We start from the raw sequence: 21,524 nt of genomic DNA on the forward strand, positions 1-21,524 counted from the left end.
TCAAATTGCGACTTTTAGAGGAAGAAAAAAAGATTCATGGAAGAGGTTTTAAATGATCTTTGAAAGACCTTTGAAGACCCTTTGAGAACCTCTTTAAAACTCTTTGAAAAAAATAAATTGCTACAAAACCTAGTGGCAAAATATACAAAACCCGCTGGCAAGCTACACAGGCAAGCTACAAACAGCTACTCTGGCTGGGGAACTTGGATTCGAACCAAGATTGACGGAGTCAGAGTCCGCTGTTCTACCATTAAACTATTCCCCAATAAGCCGATTTTACCATCTCTAGCAGATTCTATAGTGCATGCAAGCGCAAAAAATCTTTAGATTATCGATAATAGAGAGCGATAGGGATGTCATTATAATCTCAGTAGTGGCGGTCTCAATATTTTAGCATATAGCAATAAGAGAATAAAAACATATAAATAGAGCACACCGTGAACGGAAGCATTACAAACTCTTGTTGAAATATTCTCTAATAGGTATATGCCTGTCAAGCAACAGCTACTAAATCATGGAGAATTTATGAGTAATATCCCTACTTATCCTGTTACCCAAAACCTACAGTTGGTATATGTCTCAAACGTAGAATATTCTATCGCTTTTTACAAATTTATCTTCAAGAAAGAACCTGTATTCATCTCGCCACGCTATGTTGCGTTTGCTTCTTCGGGTGACGCACTCTTTGCTCTCTGGTCTGGGGGCGATGCGCCTTGAGGAAAATGTACCTCGTTTTTCAGAAATCGGCATTAGTTGCCTAAGGGAGAGGACGTAGATAAGCTCTATGCGGAATGGAAAGAGCAAACCACTGTTGAGATAAATGTCTTGAAGAAACCCTATACTGATGTATTTGGACGTACCTTCCTCATCAAAGATCCAGACGGACATATTATTCGTGTTTGTCCACTAGATTAAAAAGCTTGAGATCCGATCTTTAATCGTCTGAATTATAATACCTGAATTATAATAATTGTTTGTTTCCAAAACCTATAAGCTATGCACGCTAGAGGCTTGCTTTCGACGTGTGGCTTATTCGTTCGGTGCTGTTCCATTTATATTCAGCCCCACAACCTGCCTGTTCCCACAGGCAGTCTAATTGGCTTGGGGATCAGTCGGCGTTATTGCATGGCCAGTGATCAGTACTTGTAAAATCATATAAGCTATTCTCCATCGCACTTATACTGAGCCTTTTGTTGTAATGGGAGGAATATTCTTTACAAGGAAATTGATATCGTTTGAAGCTAAAAAGACATTGTTCATAAAAACTAATAAAGTCAATACATTAAGTGAAATTATTTTATATGAATCCACTTAAGAATCCATACTTTTATGCATGTTTGAATTGATCATTTTTTATATAAGATTGCCATGGATGTATAGACCATAAAAAGCTAATCATGATGTAAATATTATAACGCATATGTGCATTCAAATGAAATGAAAAGCGGTTATCATTCATAACAGGTCATAAATTTTATGATACGTTTTTATCACAGCACAAATCACATTGTTTAAAATTTCAGTCGTTTGGAATTATCGATAATATAAATTGCATACGTTTAAGAATGGGATGTGTTTTGCTCTTTATTTAAGCAAAACCTTAAAAGGAATAATCGTTTAAGACTATCATAAGCTTATAGATTGAGTTCATAAAGATTGCATAAAAAGATTTAAAGACAAGATCGTTTTTAAAAATGCTTACTAAAAAGTTAGTAAATGATAGGCAGGCATTATATAGATACTATCATCACAATACAGAATGAAAATCACAATGTTATGTCTTATGAAATTGAAAGCCTTTTAATGATATAACGCAAGCAAGCGAGCAAAAAACGTTTTAAAAGTTACAGTTTAAAAATACGAAACCAAATGAGCTCCTCCCAAATTTTGGGGGCACCTATTGAAAAAAAAATGAGGCAGCAAAATTCAAAACCATTGTAACATCTAAGGCATGGTATTTTACTCAATTTTGAGTCAAAAGCTATAATGTTTAAAGATGGCTCTACTCTAAAGATAATGCCTCCAAAATTGGATTGGTTGATTTTGCCAACTCAAATTTGAGCTGGTTAATTTGCAAAGAAGTTACATTTGAGTGCAAAATGAAAAGATACTTATGAAAGCCTTATTGAGAAGACATTCATTTAAGATGCATTTTCTTTTGATAAGTTTTCATATTTCTAATAGAGCACTTGCAATATAATACGTTTTGTATATATGCATTCATTACTCCATTGTGGATGATTCATTTGAATCTTATAATCAATATCTGAAAGCCGCATCATGTTACTTGGTTCGGCTTTCTTTTATAAATTCTCTCTTTAGATAGGTTTATAGCTATTAGATAAGGCGTCCCCATGCCTGTCGTTTATTTGTTTATATCTATAATCTTGATAATGTTATCGTTGTCATAAACCTTACATTTTGGGGGAATAACACTTACTTTAACTGTTTAATTTTGCATTGCCGTAGGCTTTATCCCAGATCTTGGCATGATATGAAACCTTGGCATTGCTATAAACAGAGCCAGATGTACGTGTATTACTATGGAAAGGATTTATTTACGAGAGGATTACCAGACGATGTTTGCTCTGCTTGCGCAATTAAAGGGAAGTTTCTTCTCTCTCAATGATGTGCCTCAAATCCGAAAAATCTTTAGCCAATTTAAGATAAAAGGGGTTGGCACATATCTTATACATGTGGTTCAAGGAAACTACTCCGGCTCAAGAGCTTATCATCTCAAATTGCAATTTTTAAAGGAAGAGAAAAATATGCACTAAAGGGGTTTTAAATAACCATTGAAAGGTTTTTGAATATCCTTTGAAAAAAATAAACTGATGTAAAACCTGCTTTCAAATTATACAAAACCCGATGGCAAGCTAAAATCATTAAATACTGGCTGGGGAACTTGGATTCGAACCAAGATTGACGAAGTCAAAGTCCGCTGTTCTACCATTAAACTATTCCCCAATAAGCCCATTTTACTATCCCTAGCAGATTCTATAGTGCATGCAAGCGCAAAAAATCTTTATGGTTATCGATAATAAAGAGCGATAGGGATGTCATTGATTGTTTTGATTTGAATATCGACATCATAAATGTCTTTAAGAATTTCTGGTTGCATAATTTCTTTGGGAGTTCCACAATAGGCTGCTTTCCCATTTTTCAGTGCAACAATCATATCTGAATAAGATGATGCAAAATTAACATCGTGCATAACAATAAGAATGGTTTTTTTCAGTTCATCAGCTGTGCGGCGTAACTGCTTCATCATAGAAACGGCGTGTTTCATATCCAGATTGTTTAATGGTTCATCTAAGAGAAGATAATCAGTGTCTTGGCAGATAACCATGGCTATAAAAGCACGTTGACGCTGACCGCCAGAAAGCTCATCTAAAAAACGGTCTTTTAAATCTTGTAAGCCCAGATAGCGTAGCGCACTGTCGATAAATTGTTTATCTTCATGTGTATACCAGCCTTTTGAATAAGGATAGCGTCCGAAACTTACTAAATCGTATACGGTTAAACGGAAGGATAAAGGATTATCTTGACGCAGAATTGAGAGCTTTTGAGCCAAAATATCGTGGGGCATTTTATCAATATCAAAGCCGTCGATATGAATTGTACCATTATGGTGTGGCAAAAGACGTCTTATCAGCATTAAAAGAGTTGATTTTCCCGAACCATTCGGCCCAATGAGAGAAATAATCCCTCCCTTGGGAAGATGAAGGCATAAATTATCGATAATCAATCGTGCTCCGTAAGCTTTGGAAAGATGATTGATCTCAATCATTTTAGTTTTCCCTTCATCAGCAACATTAAGAAAACAATTCCCCCACAAAACTCAATGATAAAACTTAAACGTCCTGCCATATGAAAAATTTGTTCTAAAATAAATTGCCCCCCCACCAAACAAATAATAGCCAATAATATTGCAATTGGAAGAACAACACTGTGTTTTGCTTGAGGAGAAAGTTCATAGGAAAGGTTGGCAACCAACAGTCCAAAAAAGGTGACGGGCCCTACTAATGCGGTGGAAATGGAAACGAGAATGGAAACAAAAATAAGGACAGCTGTCGCACTTTTGTGGTAATTAACGCCAAGATTGAGGGCATTTTCACGTCCCAAAGCCAAAATGTCAAGAAGATGACGGGACTGCCATCCAATCAGACTCACAATGAAGACAATGATTGTGGCAAAGCTTATTAATGGTGTATTGAATTTATTAAAATTTGCAAACATAATATCCGTTAAATTCATCATTTGGTCTGGATTTAGTTGCAATTGCATAAACATCCGTAAACTGAAAAAAAAGCCGCCTAAAACAACACCAATTAAAAGCGTTAGGTGAAGTCCTTTTAGGCTTCCTGAAAAGAGCCAGCGAAAAAGGCTTATTGAAAAAAGAATAAGAATGAGGGCTTCAAGAACGAGCTGTCCTTCTTCATTCAAAAAGGGCAAAGAAAGAGAGCCTACAAAATACATTAGGACAGTCTTTATTAAAATATAAAGCTGATCAAATCCCATAATTGAAGGGGTAAGAAGACGGTTACTAACGATTGTTTGAAATAAAACCGTAGAAACGCTTATTGCATAGGCAATAAGAAGCAGAGAGGAAAGTTTTGTAAGACGAAATGTCCATGTATACACATTGATATTCCACGTCATGTAAAGACTAATGACAGTACATGCTATGATGATAAGTGTTGTTAGTACACATATTGTTTTTCTTCTTCTATCCAAGACGCTTTCTCCAGCGTAAAAGCAGTATCATAAAAACAAAACTACCGATTACACCCATCATAGTGCTGATGGGAATTTCAAGAGAAGGATGAATTATTCGTCCTACAAGATCACAAATCAAGACCAATCCTGCACCGCTGATGGCCACCCAAGGAGCAGTACGGCGCATATTATCGCCCATGAAATTTGACACAAGGTTGGGAATAATGAGTCCAACAAAAGGAATACGGCCAATTGTACAGACAACAACAGCAGTGATTGAAGCGACAATAAAAAGACCAAAAAACATGACAACACGATAATTCAATCCAAGGTTATTGGTTAAATCTTCTCCCAAACTTGCAACCGTAAAGCGATCAGCAGTACAATAGGCCAGAATACAAAGGGGAAGAGATAGCCATAAGAGCTCATATTTTCCTTCAAGAACCATCGCAAAACTGCCAAATAAGTAAGCTTGAAGAGAAGGGAGTAACATTTCATAATCTGCAATGGCATTGGTTAAAGAGCCAATAATATAGCTTAGCATAATCCCTGTAAGGGGTACAATGAGAGCAGATTTTAGAGGAATGCGTCGCAATAAAAACATAAAAAGTAAAGTGCCTGCCATGGCAAAAATTGTTGCAACGACCATTTTTCCTAAAACAGGAATATCGGGCAAAAAAATCATAATAAAAAGAATGCCAAGGGAAGCAGATTCAACGGTTCCGGCAGTTGATGGCTCGACAAAGCGATTGCGTGTCAATAGTTGCATAATCATGCCTGAAAGTGCAAGTGCTGCACCTACTAAAAGGATTGCAATGGTACGAGGAAGACGTGTTTGCCAAAAAATAAGCCACGCATGAGGATCGGCTGCGAATAGGTCAGAAGGTGTGACATCAGAATAACCAACAAAAATGCTGAGGATAGACAGGAAAATTAGAAGTGTTATGGTTATCCAGTAATTCTTCACGTTAAATCATTTTCTAACAAAACCTACAAAAAGCAAAGACTGCTTAATAAACAACCTCTGCTTTTAAATTTTATTTATATATCAAGCAAGCTCTTTTGTACGCTTATTTGCTCTTTGTAAAGGCTTCATTGATCTGCTTAGCGGTTTCAATGAGTGCCGTTAAACCACCATTTGCACGATACCAGCTCCAAGAGTCCAAATAAATAATTTGGTTTTGTTTGCTCGCTGTTGTGCGGTGAACAAGCTCATTGTTGAGCAATTGTGCTGCGGATTGTCCTTCTCGTCCAATGGCTGCATCACGATCAATCACCAACAACCAATCAGGATTGGTTTCAAGAATGAATTCAGGAGAAATGAGTTGTCCATGTTTTTGCACGGTAAGTTTATCGGTTGCGGGGGCAATTCCAAAAGCGGAGTGAAAAATATCGAAACGTGATTTTGGTCCGAAAGCACTGATTTTTCCACCAGAGGTCATGAGTATGAGGCCGGTGCCTTTTCCTTTAGTATTTTTACGGACTTCAGCAAAAGCTTCATCGATTTTTGCAATTTCCTTTTCTGCTTCTTGTGTTTTGCCAAAAATTTTTCCAAGGATAGACACATTTCGTTTAATATCTGCAAGAGAATTTTCGTTTTCTACGGTTAGATCAATTGTTGGGGCTATTTTGGATAAATCTTTATATTTTGCTTGAGTTCTGGAGGAAATAATAATCAAATCAGGTTGAAGAGTGGCAATTTTTTCATAATCTGGTTCAAAAACGGTTCCAATTCTTTCATATTTTGCATCATCAAACTGTTGCAGATAGGAAGGTTTTTTGCCTTCAGGAAGGCCGATAACCGCTTGGATACCAAGGCGATTCATATTATCTAGCGAGGCAAGATCAAACACAACAACCTTTTGCGGAGAAGCGGGAACAGAAGTTGTGCCTGAAACATGATTAATCGTTACATTTGTCTTAACACTGGTATTTGCAATACTCGTATGAGTCCACAAAACCGTTGCAAAGCTGATTGCAACCAATAAAACAGAAGTCATCCATTTCATATATTTTATCATCGTGATTTTATCCTTTTATCTGATATTACAAGGGTTTGTGCATTTAAAAACCTTAACTTAGGTATTTTTATGCACAAAATGAAGCGCAAATAAATAACACTATGTTGTAAAATTGACTAACGTATGTTACAAATTGTCCACTTACCTCATTTTCACTTAATTCTAGTGTTTTTGCAACATTATTTAGAAAGTTTGACATATGATCAATGTATTTAAAAAGCGTACAAGTCTGTACGCACTGACAACAAGTGCTCTCTTCTTTTTACAAGGTGTAGATTCTTCTATGGGGGCTAGTTGGTTTTCTCTACCACAACTATCATTTTCCTCTCTGCTACCAGGAGCTTTATCACAATCTCCTAAACCTGAAGTAGCAGAATTACCCGCACCTCCTTTACCACAAGTCGCTGGCCCAAACAACGGCAATGGCGGTGGTGTACCTGGTGCTGGTGGACTTGGCGGTGCTGGTGTCCCTGGCGGTGCTGGTGTCCCTGGCGTTGGCGGTGTTCCTGGTGGTTCTCCTGGTGCTGCCTCCGGTGATTCTGCGCAAGGGAGTGGTGATGTTAGACAAAGTGCTGGATCTGTTCAGGGGAGTGAGTCTTCAAACCCCTCTTCCGCGTGCGATGCTGGGAGTTATAAAAGCGTTGCTTCCATTTTCTGTGATGATTCTGGGAAGCATGTAATGAAGGGAACTATTATTCAGACGAAGAAGAGTGACCAAAATGCTGTGTATGCAACGACCAAGCCTTCATCGAAGCCTTCTAGCGGAGTACAGGGGAGTGTTGATGGGGGGGGTGATCAGAATTCTGGTTTGAGTGAAGTAATAGCTCGAGTTACAGGGACAACTATTGTGTTAAATAATGCGTCCATTACGGGGATGGCTCCTACATCTATTGCAGTGGTGCCTCCTATAAAAGATGTTTCAGGTGATGGGGCTAAAGGAACAGAAGGTGATCATACAGATGATGCTTCTAGTGTTGCGGCAGGGGTATTAGCAAGGTCTTTTTCAAAAGTTCAGTTAGAACGTTCGCATATTAAGAAGTTCGAAGTTGGGGTTAATGCTCAACAGTACAGTGGAATCTACATGAAAGGAGGGGGTGTCTATCACGCTGCTATAGGTGCTGCGGCGGATAAGGGGTCGTTTGTTATTTTGGATGGAGTGGTTTTTAATGCAGCTAGAACTGGTTTGCACAGTTCTGATGATTCTAGAATAATGATGAAATCTGGGGAGATTAACTTTGCGAAAGGCGGGGTGGGAGTCATATCCGAGCGTAAAGGAATTGTTAAACTAGATGGGGTTAGAATAAAAATTAAAGAAGAAAGTAGCGGGAAAGATATTCCTAGTGTTAAAAGTTTTGCATTCCTTTCTCATGGAGGGTTTATTTCTGTTCATAATGGAGATGTTACGGGGACTGATGCAGTTGCTTTGTTGGTAGCTAATGATATTACTGATACTGTTGAGCCTATTGGTATATCTGATGCTTTCAAGGGCTTTATGTCTCAGCGTTCTTTGGTTGTTGGTGAAGGACATGAGATCCAACCGCAGAATCCAGTCGATGACGTTCAGCACGTTATGGATAAAGCTTATACTGATATTCGTTCGACTATTACAGGTAATGTAAATCTCTCGCGCTATCTAAGTAATTCTGGGAAGCTTTCGGATACTTTGAAACTTAGAGCTGAGATCAGGGACTCAAACATTAAAATTGGTGGGAGAGATTCTTATGGAATATCTTTTGGTATAATGGGTGAACTGGACTCAAATGGTGAGAAATATGAAAAAAATGATAACAAGCTGATTATTTCTTTTGGGATACCTTATGATAAATTAAATAACAATGGTAAGAAACTTAGGAAAGTGAGTGCGGCTAATGACAAAGGGCTGGTTGTTTCTTTGACAAATACTTCTCTTTCGGTTCCAGAAGGTGTAGCTGTTCATGGTGATGATGTGGATGGTGTTCTCTTTTTAAAAGAGGGGACAGTTCTTTCGGGTGATACATTCTTGAAGGCCGAAACTACTTCTAATCTGGCGGTGTACGCTTTAAAATCTTCGATTGTGGGTGATTCTAAAATTGGTAAAGATGCTTATGCTAAACTTTATTTGTCTGATGAATCAGGATGGTATTTAGCAAAAAGTAATAATAGGAATCTGAGACAGGTAAATACGGGGGGGGAAGTAAATACGGGGTGGGTGGTAGATAAGGGTTGTATAGGTTCGTGTATTTCATTTGTAAGTCTTGCAAATAGTACGATTGCATTTTTACCTCCAAGAAATGAAAACGAAGGTTATCAAACGCTGCATATTGGAGAAGAGCAAGGTGTAGTTTACAGTGCTAGTGGAGATTCCAAGATTTATGTCAATGCGAGTTTTGTTTCTGGCGATTCTGATAACGTTAGACTTTTGTCTGATCAACTTTTGATTTATGGTAATGTTACTGGAAAAACTAAGGTTTATGTGAACGACTCGTCTGTCATCAACACTCTAAATGAGAAATTAAGAAATGGAGAAAGGGTTCAGCGTCAAAGTATACAAAATCAGGCTGACCGAGGGGAAAATAACAGTGTTCCTGAATCTATTCCAATTGTCCAGGTTTTTGGAGAAGCAAACAGTGATTCCTTTGAGCTTGCTACTACATATGTTACACTGCAGGGTTCGCCTTATCAGTACGTCCTTCGTGCTGATCCATTACAATATAGCCTTTCATCGGGGAAAACAGAAAAGCTGTGGAATTTCAACTTAGCAAGTAAATTGGAAGGTGGAGCTGACAGATCTGTTAATTCTCCGGTATCGAAGGTTCAACCTAATGCATCTGGTGTTCCCACACCTGAGTCTGGTACTCCCGCGCCTGATTCTGATCGCCCAGCATCTCAGGATGGTAATCCAGTACCTCAAGATGGTAGTCCCACATCTGATCGTGGTCGCTCTGCGTCTGAGCTTGGTACCCCTGTATCTGAACCTAGTGTCCCTACACCTCAGGCTGGTAGCCTCGCATCTCAGGTAAGTGATCCTTCATTATCTCAGACTGGTTCGCTTGAAAAAGATAGTGTAGATCTTTCTACTTTGGTTGTATCTAGGACACATGGACTTTCTGGACATACTCTATCTCTCTCGTCTGGAACTCCCACATCTGACGAAGAGAAATATGGAAATATGGTAGTGACAAAAGACGGTGTGGGTATTGTACTTTTGGGGCAGACGGATTACTCTTCTTATGAGCTAGGAACTGATATGCTAGAGTATAGTATAACAGATGAAAATGGTGACCCTATAACATTTGATAGTAGTTATGATAGCATTAGTGTTATAAAAAATGCATCTACTGTAGGTCCACTTAGTACGCCTGCGGGGACAGATGTAACGACTCCTTCTCAATCTAATGAAGGATCTGAAGATGTAAGAACCATTACACATGAGGGAACTGAAGTACCTGAAGAAAGTGCATCTGGTATCTCCACACCTGAGTTTGATGCTGGTAGCCTCGCACCTCAGGATGGTGACCCAGCGTCTCAGGGTGGCAGTTCCACATCTGAGTTTAGTAGTTTCACATATGAGGTTGATACCCCTACATCTGAGATTACTGCTCCCCCATCTGAGTTTGGTAGCCCCGCACCTGAGGTAGGTGGATCTTCTGGACACACGCTATCTCTCTCGTCTGAAACTATCACATCTAACGAAGGGGGGTATGGAGATCTAGTAACGACAGAAGACGGTGTAGATATTGTACTTTTGGGTCAGATGGATAATGATTCCTATGAGCTAGGACCTGATACGGTAGAGCATAATATAACAGGTGAAAATGGTGACTCTATAACATTTGATAGTAGTTCTGATAGCGTTAGTGTTATAGAAAATGCATCTACTGTAACTCCACTTAGTATACCTGCGACGACAGATGTAACTACTTCTTCTCAACCTAATGAAAGATCTGAAAATGTAAGGACTATTACGCATGAGGGAACTGGAGTATCTGAAGCAGGAGAAACTCCTTCTGTCTCTATCGTGTCTGGGAAAAAGGAATCTGTACTCGTGAAGCCTGTTCTAACTGCTTCTGTAGGCTCTAAACCGTCTGAAACTGTTACTGTTACAGAATCTAAAAAGACAGTATCTAAAGTTTCATTGCCTTCTGTTGTGAAGTCTACTGATTCCACGAAGTCTACGGCAGGTTCCAAGCAACCTATTTCTGTACAGACTGTGGCTTATAAGGAATCTAGGGTACCCGCTGTTGCAGATGTTAGCAGTGCAGATAAGAAAGTTACTCCTGTTGGGTGTAATGGTGTGGGGCAATCGCAAAGCTCTATTTTATGCAGTGATGGCAAATCATACACAGTCCAGCAGCTTACACTGAAAGCAAATAATTCGACACAACATTCTATGCATGTAAAAAGTGGTACGAATATTAAGCTAAACGCTGCTACCATTATTGGCCCGAATTCTGGTAATGGAAATGCTGTTGATCTTGCTAAAGTGAGTTCTGTGAGTGCTGTGCTTGCAGAAGAAAATGCAGAAGTCGTTTTAGAGAATAAATCAGTAATTCAATCTTCTGTGATTGGGCTTGAGGCGCAAAGTGGCGGGAAGGTTACGATGAATGATGGGACAGTCGATGCGCTTTATGTGGGTGCTTTGGCTGGTTCTGGATCATCTGTTAATTTAAAGGATACAAAAATTAACGTGACTGGGGATTCGGCGGTTGGTCTGGCAAGTACAGGCGGTAAGATAAGCATGGACTCTGGAGCTATTACTTTGGCAAAGGGAGTGGCTGTGAGGTCAGAATCTGGGGGGAGTGTTGCATTAGACAAAGTTAACATTAATGCGAAAAAAACGACAGGGAAGTTAGATTCTACAGAGAATTTAGAGCATGCAGCTTTTCTGTTGAGTGATAATGCTTCTATTGATTTTAAGAATGGAAATGTTGTTACTGATTCTCGTGCTTTGTGGATTATGAACTCTGGTGATAATGTGGTTGAGACCGGTTCTTCTAGAAGAAGGAGATCTTCTGAGGTTCGTCCTGCTATGAATCACGCAAATATCGAATCTTCTACTGTTAAAGTAGAAGGTGATGAAACCTATGGTATATATTTTGATGGAGTAACACAGGAAGAAGAGAGTCAACAAAATCGGAGCAAGAATTTAGCAACTGAGAAAGCAATTGTTGCTAAGCGGAGCGCTGTATCTAAACAGGAGAGAACACCTATAGGCATAACAGGAACAGTTTCGTTGAAAAAAACGGCTTTTGAAGTTGCAAATGGTATAGCGATCTATGGTAATAATTCTGGTGGTCATGTTTCATTAGAAAATAAAACAGCTCTTGCTGGTGACTTATTATTAAAAGCCGAGAATGATTCTAATATATCAGTTACGGTTGATAGATCTGTTGTTACAGGCGATGTTCGCGTTGATAGAAGTTCTTATGCAAAATTAGACTTGGCTAATAGTTCACAGTGGGTTCTAAAAAGAAGTGCGCAGAAGAATTTGGGTACTTTAGATTCAGGATGTGTGAATTCATGCGTTTCTTCTGTGAGACTTGTAAATAGTGCTATTGATTTTAGACCTTCCGAATCTGAAGGGAGATATCAGACTCTCCATATTGGAAATGGGAACGGCACAGTTTATGAGGCACAGGGTGATGCTGTAATTCATCTCAATGCACGTTTGAATCCCCATGATCCGAGTGATCAACAAGTGACGGATCGACTTGTCATTCATGGTGATGTTTTTGGAAAAACAAAAATACATGTACGAGGTGATGCGGGCAATGTAGGAGATGCTAGAGCGAATGGAAAGATTGCTCACAGTGTTTCAGTTATTCAGGTTTATGGTCAAGCGAAGAAAGACTCTTTCCAACTCGATGGCAATTATGTTGTGCTGAGGAATTCACCTTACAAATACACCCTTCGTGCTTATGCTCCAGAAGTGACTTCAAAACAGGAGCATGTTCAGCAGAAGTTTGTTAAGGATGGTGGAGAGTTTTGGAACTTCCGTCTAGAAAATCAGTATGTTAAGTCTATGGGGGTTTCTGCTCTTCCTGAACAGTTTGTAAGGTCTGTTGTTCCACAGGTTCCAACTTATCTTGTCTTGCCTAATAGCGTATTCCATGCTGGTTTGATGGATATCAGTAATCAAAACAAGCAGTTGGAGACATTGCGGATGACTTCTACAGGAATGGCAGAGGTTCGTGAAAATCCTGCTTTATACTTGCGTGGCTATGGTGGAAGTTACCGTTATGCTTCAGATCTGTCCGCACTTGAATATGGTTACGGAGGTGATCTTGACTATCATGGTGTAGAGGCAGGTGTTCTGCTGCAAACTATTGAAAGCTCTGATAGTTCTCTATCATTTGGTGTTATGGGAACTTATGGAAAACTTTCTCTGCAGCCTTTGAATGTTGAGCAAAGCCAGAAGAGTGCATTTGATAAATGGACTGCTACGGTATATGGTAGCATGCAGCATAATGCTGGCTTCTATGTTGACGGTCTTTTATCCTATGGTCTGTTCAAAGGTGATGTTCTCACCCTTGCACGGGGTAAAACAGCAACATTAAAAGGTAATCCTTTGAGTGTTTCTTTAGCTGGTGGTCAGACAATTGCGACAGGATATAAGGGTTTTGTCTTTGATCCGCAGGTTCAGGTTGTGTATCAACATCTCCAGTTTAATAAGGCCCGTGATATTGACAATTTTGATATTGAAATGGGTAACCTTAATCAGTGGGTAGCACGTGTTGGTGGACGCTTAACCAAGATTCCTACAGGCTCTGAAGGTGTGAATGCTATTGCTTTCTATGGTAAGCTTTATCTTGCTCATGGTTTTGAAGGAAAACAGTCTGTGCATTTCAATGATGCTTTCAAGTTAGGAGCTTTTGGTTCTTCTCTAGAGGCTGGATTAGGTTTTAATGCCAAATTGTTGCCACAGTTCTCTCTGCATGCTGATATTCTTTATCAACATAAGCTTAATAAGGCTGGTTTTTCGGGAACAAGTTTTTCCGGAGGAGTACGTTATCAGTTTTAATAAAAGGTACACTATGTACCTTTTTAGAAAAGGCAGCACATTGTGCTGCCTTTTTTCTTTGTAACAACTTGTGTTGTCTTTAAAAGATTTTCGTCTTCTTAATTGAGCAAAAAAGACATAGTTTGTTTTATGTATGAGAGCACTTTTCTCTGCTAAAGCGAATTTTCTTAAAATTTATGCTGCTACTGGTGCGATAGAGTGCCTCGCTTTTATCGGCTTTTTAAGCGTTCAGCAGTCCAGTATACGTTACGTTATCCTTTTTGCTACTGTATTGATGTTATCTAATATAATATTTGATGTTTTCTAAAGCTCGTTTTTGAGCGTTTGTTTTCTACTGATTTAAATCATTGTTTCATTCATCTCCTTGTGGATTAATTTTTAAAGTTCACAAGGTTTGATTGTGTTTTTAATTAATTACACGCACTGGTTTTATTTTTTCTTTACACGAAATACAGAATGCATTATACACTTATAAAGTGTGCTATTTAACTATTCTCTTATAGGTGGTTTAGGCGTAGAGTTTTTGCCAAATTTATTGGGGTAGTTCATTGCACAGTTCAGATGAGCATGAGGCATGTTCTTTTTGTTACACTTTTCGTATTTTGAGGTGTGCAAGGGGATGTTTTGCAGGTGCTTTTATTTTTAATGAGAGGGGAAGGAAAGTTTCGAGGGAACTATGATTAAAGTTTTTAGAAATCATGTATGTTTATGTGCTTGTACAACAGCTATCCTTTCTTTGCTCCCAAATGGAGCAATGGTTGGAGCAAGTGTTAAAGGGCATTATAGTACGTCTTCTTATGGTATTAGCAATATCGAGACCGATGTTTATGTCGTCCCAATTGCCCCCACTGTTCCAAACAGCAGTTATTTTATCAGTAGTGTTGATGGATATCCTATTAGGGATAATTTTTCTAACTTTTTCAGTGGATACAGTGAGGAAAAAGAAGGTGCATACGGCCGTGAAATATATGAAAATAATAAGCTTATATTACATGATGGTGCATATTATATATGCGATAATTGTGAAAAAGACAAAATTGATAATCGGTCTTATAAAGCTGTACGTGGGGGGGAACCGCCGAGCGCTACTGCTATAACGGTAAAAGGAATAGGCACAAGGGTTAGTGGGAAGGATGTAGAGGTTAGTAGTCAAGTTGCTGATAAAACTTTTCTAATGGGGGTGCACGTATTAGAGGACGGTAAGATTGTTTTGAAAGATCCGATTATCAAAAATACAGTTATAGCCCTTCGTGCGAGTAATGGAGTGATTGAGGTAAAAAATGGAAAGATTAAGGAAAGTCATGAGGGTGTTGATGCAGCAGAGAACTCGTTTGTTCTTTTAGAAGATACAGAAATTAAGACCGCTAATGGGAACGCAAGCCTTTTAAGTTATGATCATTCAGAAGTTTGGATGTCAGGTGGATCAGTTGATTTTATGAACAGCCATGGGATTTCTTCGATGTTAGGTGGAAAAGTAAATCTCGAGAATGTTAAAATTACTGGGAAAGGTGACAAAGGTAAGGATCGTGCGGTTGTGCATACGGATTTAGGGGGGGCTGTTAATTTAGAGGGGACTACTGTTAGTACTGGTGGTGGTGTCCATGGCATATTATTAGAAAATACAGTCGATTCTATTCCTCTGCAGGAAGTTAAAGATTTATCAAATGAAGATTCTGGTTCAAAGATTCCTGTGACTGAAGTTAATATGAAATCCTCTTCTATTACTGTAAAGGGTAAGGGATCTTATGGTATCTATTTGCGGGGAGAGAAGCCATGGAGTGAAGGTGGGGATAAAAAAGAAGAAATTTCATCAGAGGAAGAAGAAGTTTTACCACGATTAGAAGTTGTTAATTTGGATAAAACAGAGTTTTCTGTTTTAGATGATGCGGCTCTTTATGGTAGAAACGTTATTTCTGGTGCGGTGGGGTTGGTGCACAGTACTCTTCGTTCAGGGAATTTTTTATTAAAAGCTGAGGAAGGTGCCTCTATAACAGTTTTGGCTGATGCTTCTACTCTTGAAGGTCGCACACACGTTGATAAAAATTCTAATGCCGAACTTTATTTGGGAGGCCGTTCTAAATGGATTTTACAACAACCGTTGCAAAAAGATCAACATGGGGCTGCACATGATTCTTCTATTTCACTCGTTAGTCTTATGGGTGAGAGCTCCATTAATTTTAAAAGATATGAATCTTCTTCTGCTGATGATTATCAAACCCTTCGTATTGGAAAGGGAAAGGGTGAAGTTTATAGAGCGCGGGACGGTGCCTCTATTTCCCTTAATAGCTATCTGAATAGTGGTGGTGCTCTTGATCATCAAAAGACTGATCGTGTTTTAATTCATGGTGATGTTTCAGGAAAAACAAAGCTCCAGGTGCATGGAGTTTCAGGAAGTCCAGGAGGATACACGGGAAGGGGAGGAAATGATGAAGGTATTTCAATCATTCAGGTTTCTGGACAAGCAGAGCAAGATTCTTTTCAGTTGGAAGGTGGTTATGTAGCATTAGATAAATTACCTTATCAGTATAAGCTTTATAGTTATGGTCCAAGGTCTCATTTAGGAAAAGCAAGCGCAAATCAAAGATTAGTTGAAGGGAACGGAGAGTTTTGGGATTTCCGCCTTGAAAGTAGGTCTATAGATTCTGATATTAAACCTAGACCAGATCCTGATCCAATTCCAGGACCAGAACCTTCTCCAGCACCAGCTCCAGAGCCTCACCCTCGTCCTAAGCCGGGTGTTAAGGCTGTTGTTCCACAGGTTCCAACTTATCTGCTTTTACCTAATGCCTTACGTCATATTGGTTTGATGAATGTTAACAATCAAAATAAGCGATTAGAAGCTTTGCGAATTGCTTCTGGGGATTTATTAGAAAGTCGTGAAAAGCCTATCTTTTTTGTGAGCGGTTATGGCGGCAATCATCGTTATACCTCAAATCTTTCCGCGCTTGAATATGGTTATGGCGGCGAGCTTGGTTATAATGCCATAGAGGCAGGTGTTGTGCTGAAAGCAATCGAAAATATGTATGGTTCCACTTCTTTTGGAATTATCGGGGCTTACGAGAGATTTTCTTTGCAACCTTTGAATGTTGAACAGAGTCAAAAAAGTACATTTGATAAATGGTCCGTTACGGCATACGGTGGTATGCAGCATGATGCGGGTTTTTACGTTGATGGTCTTGCGTCTTACGGTTTGTTTAAAGGTGATGTTCTCACAACTGCACGTGGCAAGACAGCAACATTAAAGGGAAACCCTTTAAGTGCTTCATTGACTGCTGGTAAAACGTTTATAGTGGGGGAGGATGGTTTTGTTTTTGATCCGCAAGTTCAAGTTGTTTATCAATATCTTCAATTTAATAAAGTGCGTGATGTGGATGGCTTTGATATTGAGCTTGGAAAGCTTCATCAGTGGATAGGGCGTGTTGGAGGGCGTTTAACAAAGAGGCTGGTCGCAACTGATAAGGCTCAAGTTGTTTCCTTTTATGGCAAGCTTCATCTTACTCACGGTTTTGAAGGAAAACAATTTGTGCATTTTAAAGATGCTTTTCAGCTAGGCTCTTTTGGTTCTTCGTTAGAAACTGGATTAGGTTTTAATGCCCAATTGTCTCAAAACTTTGCACTTTACGGTGATTTGGTTTATCAGCACAAGCTAACGAAAGCTGGTTTTTCTGGAGCGAGTTTCTCGGGTGGTTTGCGTTATCATTTCTAGTGTTGTTCCTGTTTTTGATTAATCTTTCAAAAAGCCACAAGTTATACTTGTGGCTTTTTCTCATTCTCTATTCATTTTTTGAAAAGTTTGAAGAGTTTGTACGTTATCGTTTCAAAACGCGTATTTTAGAGTGATTGTTATATTATTTATAATATGCCGATTGATAAAGATATTTTTTAATTCATGATGCTGAAATATTTTCAATGCTCTTATGATGAATCCATAAAAAAATTCCTTTGCAATATTATATGTCAGATTGGCAAGTGGATAAGTGTTTAAGAAAGGAGGCAATATAATTTTGCGAATTACCTTAAGAGGAGAGGATTGAAAATATTAGAAATTGGCAAAGAAAAAGATGTTACTCAAGTGCAATGAGGGCTATATCCGATGAATTTTATATTATATCCGCTGTCGGTGTGAAATGGGGATAGAAAAATGAGAGATATCTGAAAAAATTGATGAATGAAAAAACAATAATGACATATTGTTTTTGGAAAATATGTTTTCTTAAAAGGAATGCGATAAATAACAGGATGAGGTTATGTATAATCTTTACTTTTTAAATATCCAGTTCTGAATGCTTTTGAATATTGTCAAGTTGAATTAAAATAATATAGTAAAAATAGGAACTGATTTTTATACGTTCCTGCTCTTTATTAGGCTGTCTTACTACGAAGATTACCTAAAAACAGATGTGCGTTTTCCTCTTGTTTTCCCAATTTGGACAGATGGTTTTGTCTGCTTACAAAGTACAGATTGTTTCAATATAATATCTATCGTTAGGATGTTGATTTATACCAGCTCTGGGGGGATTAAACAGCTGTTAAAGTAGGCGTTTTAATGCATGTCAACCGATTAAGGATATTTTTGAATAACAACTTTAAAGGTGATTTTTCTGTTGTTCTTCAGTTATATTTTTGAGTAGTTTTTTAATTTCATATTTACATAAAACACAAAAATATTTAATAAACCTCTTGTATTTAAATCAAAATGTATTAAATTTTTCTAGTTAAGTTTTTTAATACGTTATGTGTTGCTCTGTAATGGGGCAGAATTATGGTGTGATTATGATCAATCTATTTAAAAAACGTTTCTCCTTATGTACTTTTACAACGGCATTCCTATTTTTGACACACAGTGTTGATGTTTTTGCACACAATGCTGAATCTCAAGTTTCCTCTGGAAAAAAGCAGTCTTCATGTAATCAGAATGCAGCATTTTATCAGTGTTCTGATGGTGGAGAGCATGAAATTAATAATAAAGTTTATTCACTAACGAATAAAAATGTTAATGGTGTCTATGGAGCCATGGAGATTTCTAAGAAAGATACATTTATTAGTGGCAAGAATATAACTGTTAAGAGTATTAGGGATGAAAAGAATAATTCGGAAAAGAATTTTTGGAAATATGGAGTAAAGGCATCAGAACAGGCGGATGTCTTTCTGAGCGATTCCACGTTGAGTGGCGTTTTAGTGGGGGTGGAAGCTCATGGTGGCAACATCAAAATGTCTGGTGGATCGATTGATGCAATCAAAACGGCGGCTGTTGCAGAAGGAAAATCTCAAAGTAGGGTTGATTTAACGAATACGCAAATTAGGCTAGGGAGTGTTGGGGTTAAAGCAGGAGAAAAAGGACTTTTTATTTTAGAGGGGGTCTCTATTGCCGGCAAGGGTCGTACTGGCAAGGATGATCAAGGGCTGGATGCAGGTCGTCAGGCAGCTTTTCATATATCTGAAGATGGTTATGTTGAGTTTATGAAAGGGTCTGTTGATGTTACTGATGCTCATGGGCTTTTCTTGCAGGGAGATAAAGGTTCTCAGATTGATATTGGAGATTCCAATATTACAGTAAAAGGTAATACATTTTATGGTATGCATTTTGAAGGTAAAGCAGCATCAGGTGGTTCGTTAGAGAAAGAATTATCGCGTGTTAATTTGAAAAAGACGCATTTTGTCGTTCCAGATAGTATAGCTCTTTACAGCAGTAAATCTGGAAAGTCTTTTATATCTTTAAAGGAAACAAAGCTTTTTGGAGATTTGTTGCTGAAGGTTGATAGTAACTCTTCTATAAAGGTTGTTGCTGATGCTTCTGCACTTGTTGGTCAAACTCAGGTTGATAATAGTTCTACAGCTGACCTTGAATTGAAAAATAATTCACAGTGGGCTTTATTGCACCCAAGACATAAAAAATTACAAGATCCTAGTTATAGAGGTGTTTCGTTTATTTCATCGGTAAGTCTTTTTAATAGTTCCATTACTTTTGAAAAACCAAAGTCCAGTACTGATCATGCATATCAAACGCTTTATATTGGAAAAGGAAAAGGTATTGTGTATCAGGCGTTTGGTGATGCTTGGATTCATTTGAATGCATGTTTAAATCCTAGTGATACAAGTGGTCATCAAGTAACGGATCGGCTTCTCATTCATGGTGATGTTTGGGGAAAAACTATAGTCCATATACAAGGGGTTGCGGGAGGTTTAGAAGAAAAAAACGAAAAAGCGCATAGTGTTTCAATTATTCAAGTTTATGGAGATGCATCGTCTGACTCTTTTCAACTGAATGGGCAGTATGTTGCATTGGATGGTGCGCCTTATAAATATGTTCTTCGTTCTTATGGCCCAAGTGCTACTGGAGAGGAGGAGCATGTTAGACAGAGATTTGCTTTGAACGGAGGAGCATTTTGGAATTTTCGTTTAGAAAATGAATATGTTCAAACATCTGCTGATTATAGAGCAACTCCTATGGTTTCTAAACGTACACCTCCTGCACGTGCTTCTTTTGAGGATGTTGTTCCAGCATCTTCTGCGGATATTGTTCCAGCATCTTCTGCGGATGTTGTTCCAGCATCTTCTGCAGAGGTTGTTCCAGTGCCTTCTGCGGATAGTCTTTCTAAAATTGAAAATGTTTCTCCGTCTCGACGAGGTGTAAGATCAGTTGTTCCTCAGGTGCCAACTTATCTGCTTTTGCCCAATAGTTTGTTCCATGCTGGTTTGGTAGATATCAGCAATCAAAACAAGCAGTTGGAGACAGTACGGACCAATTTGGGTGGAATGTTGGAAATTCGTGAAAATCCTGCTTCATTTTTGCGTGGCTATGGTGGGAGTTATCGTTATGTTTCAGATTTATCTGCGCTTGAATATGGTTATGGGGGGGATCTAGGGTACTATGCGCTAGAGACAGGTGTTTTGCTACAAACTGTTGAAAATGTTGATAGTACTATATCCTTTGGGGTTATGGGATCTTATGGAAAGCTTTCTCTACAGCCTCGAGATGTTGCACAAAGCCAAAAAAGTACATTTGATAAATGGACTGCTACAGTTTATGGTAGTATGCAGCATGATGTAGGCTTCTATGTTGATGGTTTGTTATCTTATGGTCTGTTTAAGGGAGATGTTCTGACTGCTGCACGGGGTAAGACGGCAACATTGAAGGGTAACCCTTTAAGTGTTTCTTTGATGAGTGGTCAGAAAATTGCCACAGGGTATGAAGGTGTTGTTTTTGATCCACAGGTTCAGGTTGTTTATCAACATATTCAATTTAATGCGGCTCGTGATATTGATAATTTTAATATTGAGATGGATAAACTTGATCAATTGATGGTGCGTGTGGGTGGTCGTTTGATAAAGACTCTTACTGCACCTGAAAAAGATCGTGATGTTTCTTTCTATGGAAAGATTCATTTTGCTCATGATTTTGGCAAAGAAAGGTCTGTGCGCTTTAAAGATTCTTTCCAGTTAGGGGATTTTGGTTCTTCTCTAGAGGCTGGATTAGGTCTTAATGCTCGCTTGTCTCAAAAATTTGTGCTTCATGGTGATTTGGTTTATCAGCATAAGTTGAGCAAAGGTGGTTTTTCCGGAATCAGTTTTTCTGGTGGAGTGCGCTATCGTTTTTAGGATGATCATCTTGGGGTAAGTTGTTTAAAAAGCCACAAGCATAGCTTGTGGTTTTTTATTATTTGTTTGAAACTTTTTAAAATAAGCTTTTTTAAAAAATGTTTTTTGCATGAGCAAGTTTGTTTCTTTTTAGAAACGAGATAAGGCTTTCTGGTTTGCTGTTTTTACTTCTTATGTTGTTTTTC

The 21,524-nt window shown here is 38.5% G+C and carries 7 protein-coding genes, 2 tRNA genes and 1 pseudogene; 4 read left to right on the forward strand and 6 right to left on the reverse strand.

Features of this window, described 5'->3' with window-relative positions; translation table 11 throughout:
• Positions 1 to 191: 191 nt before the first annotated feature.
• Positions 192 to 265 (reverse strand) — tRNA-Gln (locus tag ACFIK6_RS06720).
• Positions 266 to 2,542: 2,277 nt separating this feature from the next.
• Between ACFIK6_RS06720 and ACFIK6_RS06725 the strand changes: the two are divergent.
• Positions 2,543 to 2,754 (forward strand): annotated as a pseudogene (locus tag ACFIK6_RS06725) (DNA adenine methylase); the annotation flags it as partial.
• 139 nt (positions 2,755 to 2,893) lie between these two features.
• Here ACFIK6_RS06725 and ACFIK6_RS06730 read toward each other — a convergent pair.
• The 5 genes from ACFIK6_RS06730 to ACFIK6_RS06750 form a co-directional block, all read right to left on the reverse strand.
• A tRNA-Gln gene (locus ACFIK6_RS06730) sits at positions 2,894 to 2,967 on the reverse strand.
• Positions 2,968 to 3,031: 64 nt separating this feature from the next.
• Positions 3,032 to 3,790 carry an ABC transporter ATP-binding protein gene (locus ACFIK6_RS06735; protein WP_375642313.1) on the reverse strand — a complete coding sequence of 253 codons (759 nt, stop codon included), beginning with the start codon at positions 3,788 to 3,790 and terminating at the stop codon, positions 3,032 to 3,034.
• Complete coding sequence (locus ACFIK6_RS06740) at positions 3,787 to 4,737, reverse strand: iron chelate uptake ABC transporter family permease subunit (protein WP_375657061.1); 951 nt, start codon at positions 4,735 to 4,737, stop codon at positions 3,787 to 3,789. The genes ACFIK6_RS06735 and ACFIK6_RS06740 overlap by 4 nt, the downstream gene beginning before the upstream one ends.
• Complete coding sequence (locus ACFIK6_RS06745; RefSeq protein WP_375677484.1) at positions 4,730 to 5,686, reverse strand: ABC transporter permease; 957 nt, start codon at positions 5,684 to 5,686, stop codon at positions 4,730 to 4,732. Before ACFIK6_RS06745 ends, ACFIK6_RS06740 begins: the two co-directional genes overlap by 8 nt.
• Before the next feature lie 103 nt (positions 5,687 to 5,789).
• Complete coding sequence (locus tag ACFIK6_RS06750; protein WP_375677485.1) at positions 5,790 to 6,740, reverse strand: siderophore ABC transporter substrate-binding protein; 951 nt, start codon at positions 6,738 to 6,740, stop codon at positions 5,790 to 5,792.
• A 199-nt stretch (positions 6,741 to 6,939) separates the two neighbouring features.
• On the opposite strand from ACFIK6_RS06750, the gene ACFIK6_RS06755 reads away from it, so the two are divergent.
• From ACFIK6_RS06755 to ACFIK6_RS06765, 3 genes are all read left to right on the forward strand, one after another.
• On the forward strand, positions 6,940 to 13,740 hold the full coding sequence (locus ACFIK6_RS06755) for an autotransporter outer membrane beta-barrel domain-containing protein (protein ID WP_375677486.1): 6,801 nt from the start codon (positions 6,940 to 6,942) through the stop codon (positions 13,738 to 13,740).
• 676 nt (positions 13,741 to 14,416) lie between these two features.
• Positions 14,417 to 17,446 (forward strand): autotransporter outer membrane beta-barrel domain-containing protein, encoded by a 3,030-nt coding sequence (locus ACFIK6_RS06760; protein ID WP_375642318.1) that lies wholly within the window; start codon positions 14,417 to 14,419, stop codon positions 17,444 to 17,446.
• Positions 17,447 to 18,513: 1,067 nt separating this feature from the next.
• The gene (locus ACFIK6_RS06765) at positions 18,514 to 21,339 is read left to right on the forward strand and encodes an autotransporter outer membrane beta-barrel domain-containing protein (RefSeq protein ID WP_375642319.1); all 2,826 of its coding nucleotides are present in this window, start codon (positions 18,514 to 18,516) and stop codon (positions 21,337 to 21,339) included.
• Positions 21,340 to 21,524 lie beyond the last annotated feature (185 nt).

Origin of the sequence: Bartonella sp. AS69XJJH (assembly GCF_042195585.1) — a bacterium.
GTDB lineage: Bacteria > Pseudomonadota > Alphaproteobacteria > Rhizobiales > Rhizobiaceae > Bartonella.

Bases quoted from the DNA above. Each gene is read 5' to 3' on its own strand.
- ACFIK6_RS06755 (WP_375677486.1), top strand. From the start codon at position 6,940: ATGATCAATGTATTTAAAAAGCGTACAAGTCTGTACGCACTGACAACA.
- ACFIK6_RS06735 (WP_375642313.1), bottom strand. From the start codon at position 3,790: ATGATTGAGATCAATCATCTTTCCAAAGCTTACGGAGCACGATTGATT.
- ACFIK6_RS06765 (WP_375642319.1), top strand. From the start codon at position 18,514: ATGATCAATCTATTTAAAAAACGTTTCTCCTTATGTACTTTTACAACG.
- ACFIK6_RS06760 (WP_375642318.1), top strand. From the start codon at position 14,417: ATGATTAAAGTTTTTAGAAATCATGTATGTTTATGTGCTTGTACAACA.
- ACFIK6_RS06750 (WP_375677485.1), bottom strand. From the start codon at position 6,740: ATGATAAAATATATGAAATGGATGACTTCTGTTTTATTGGTTGCAATC.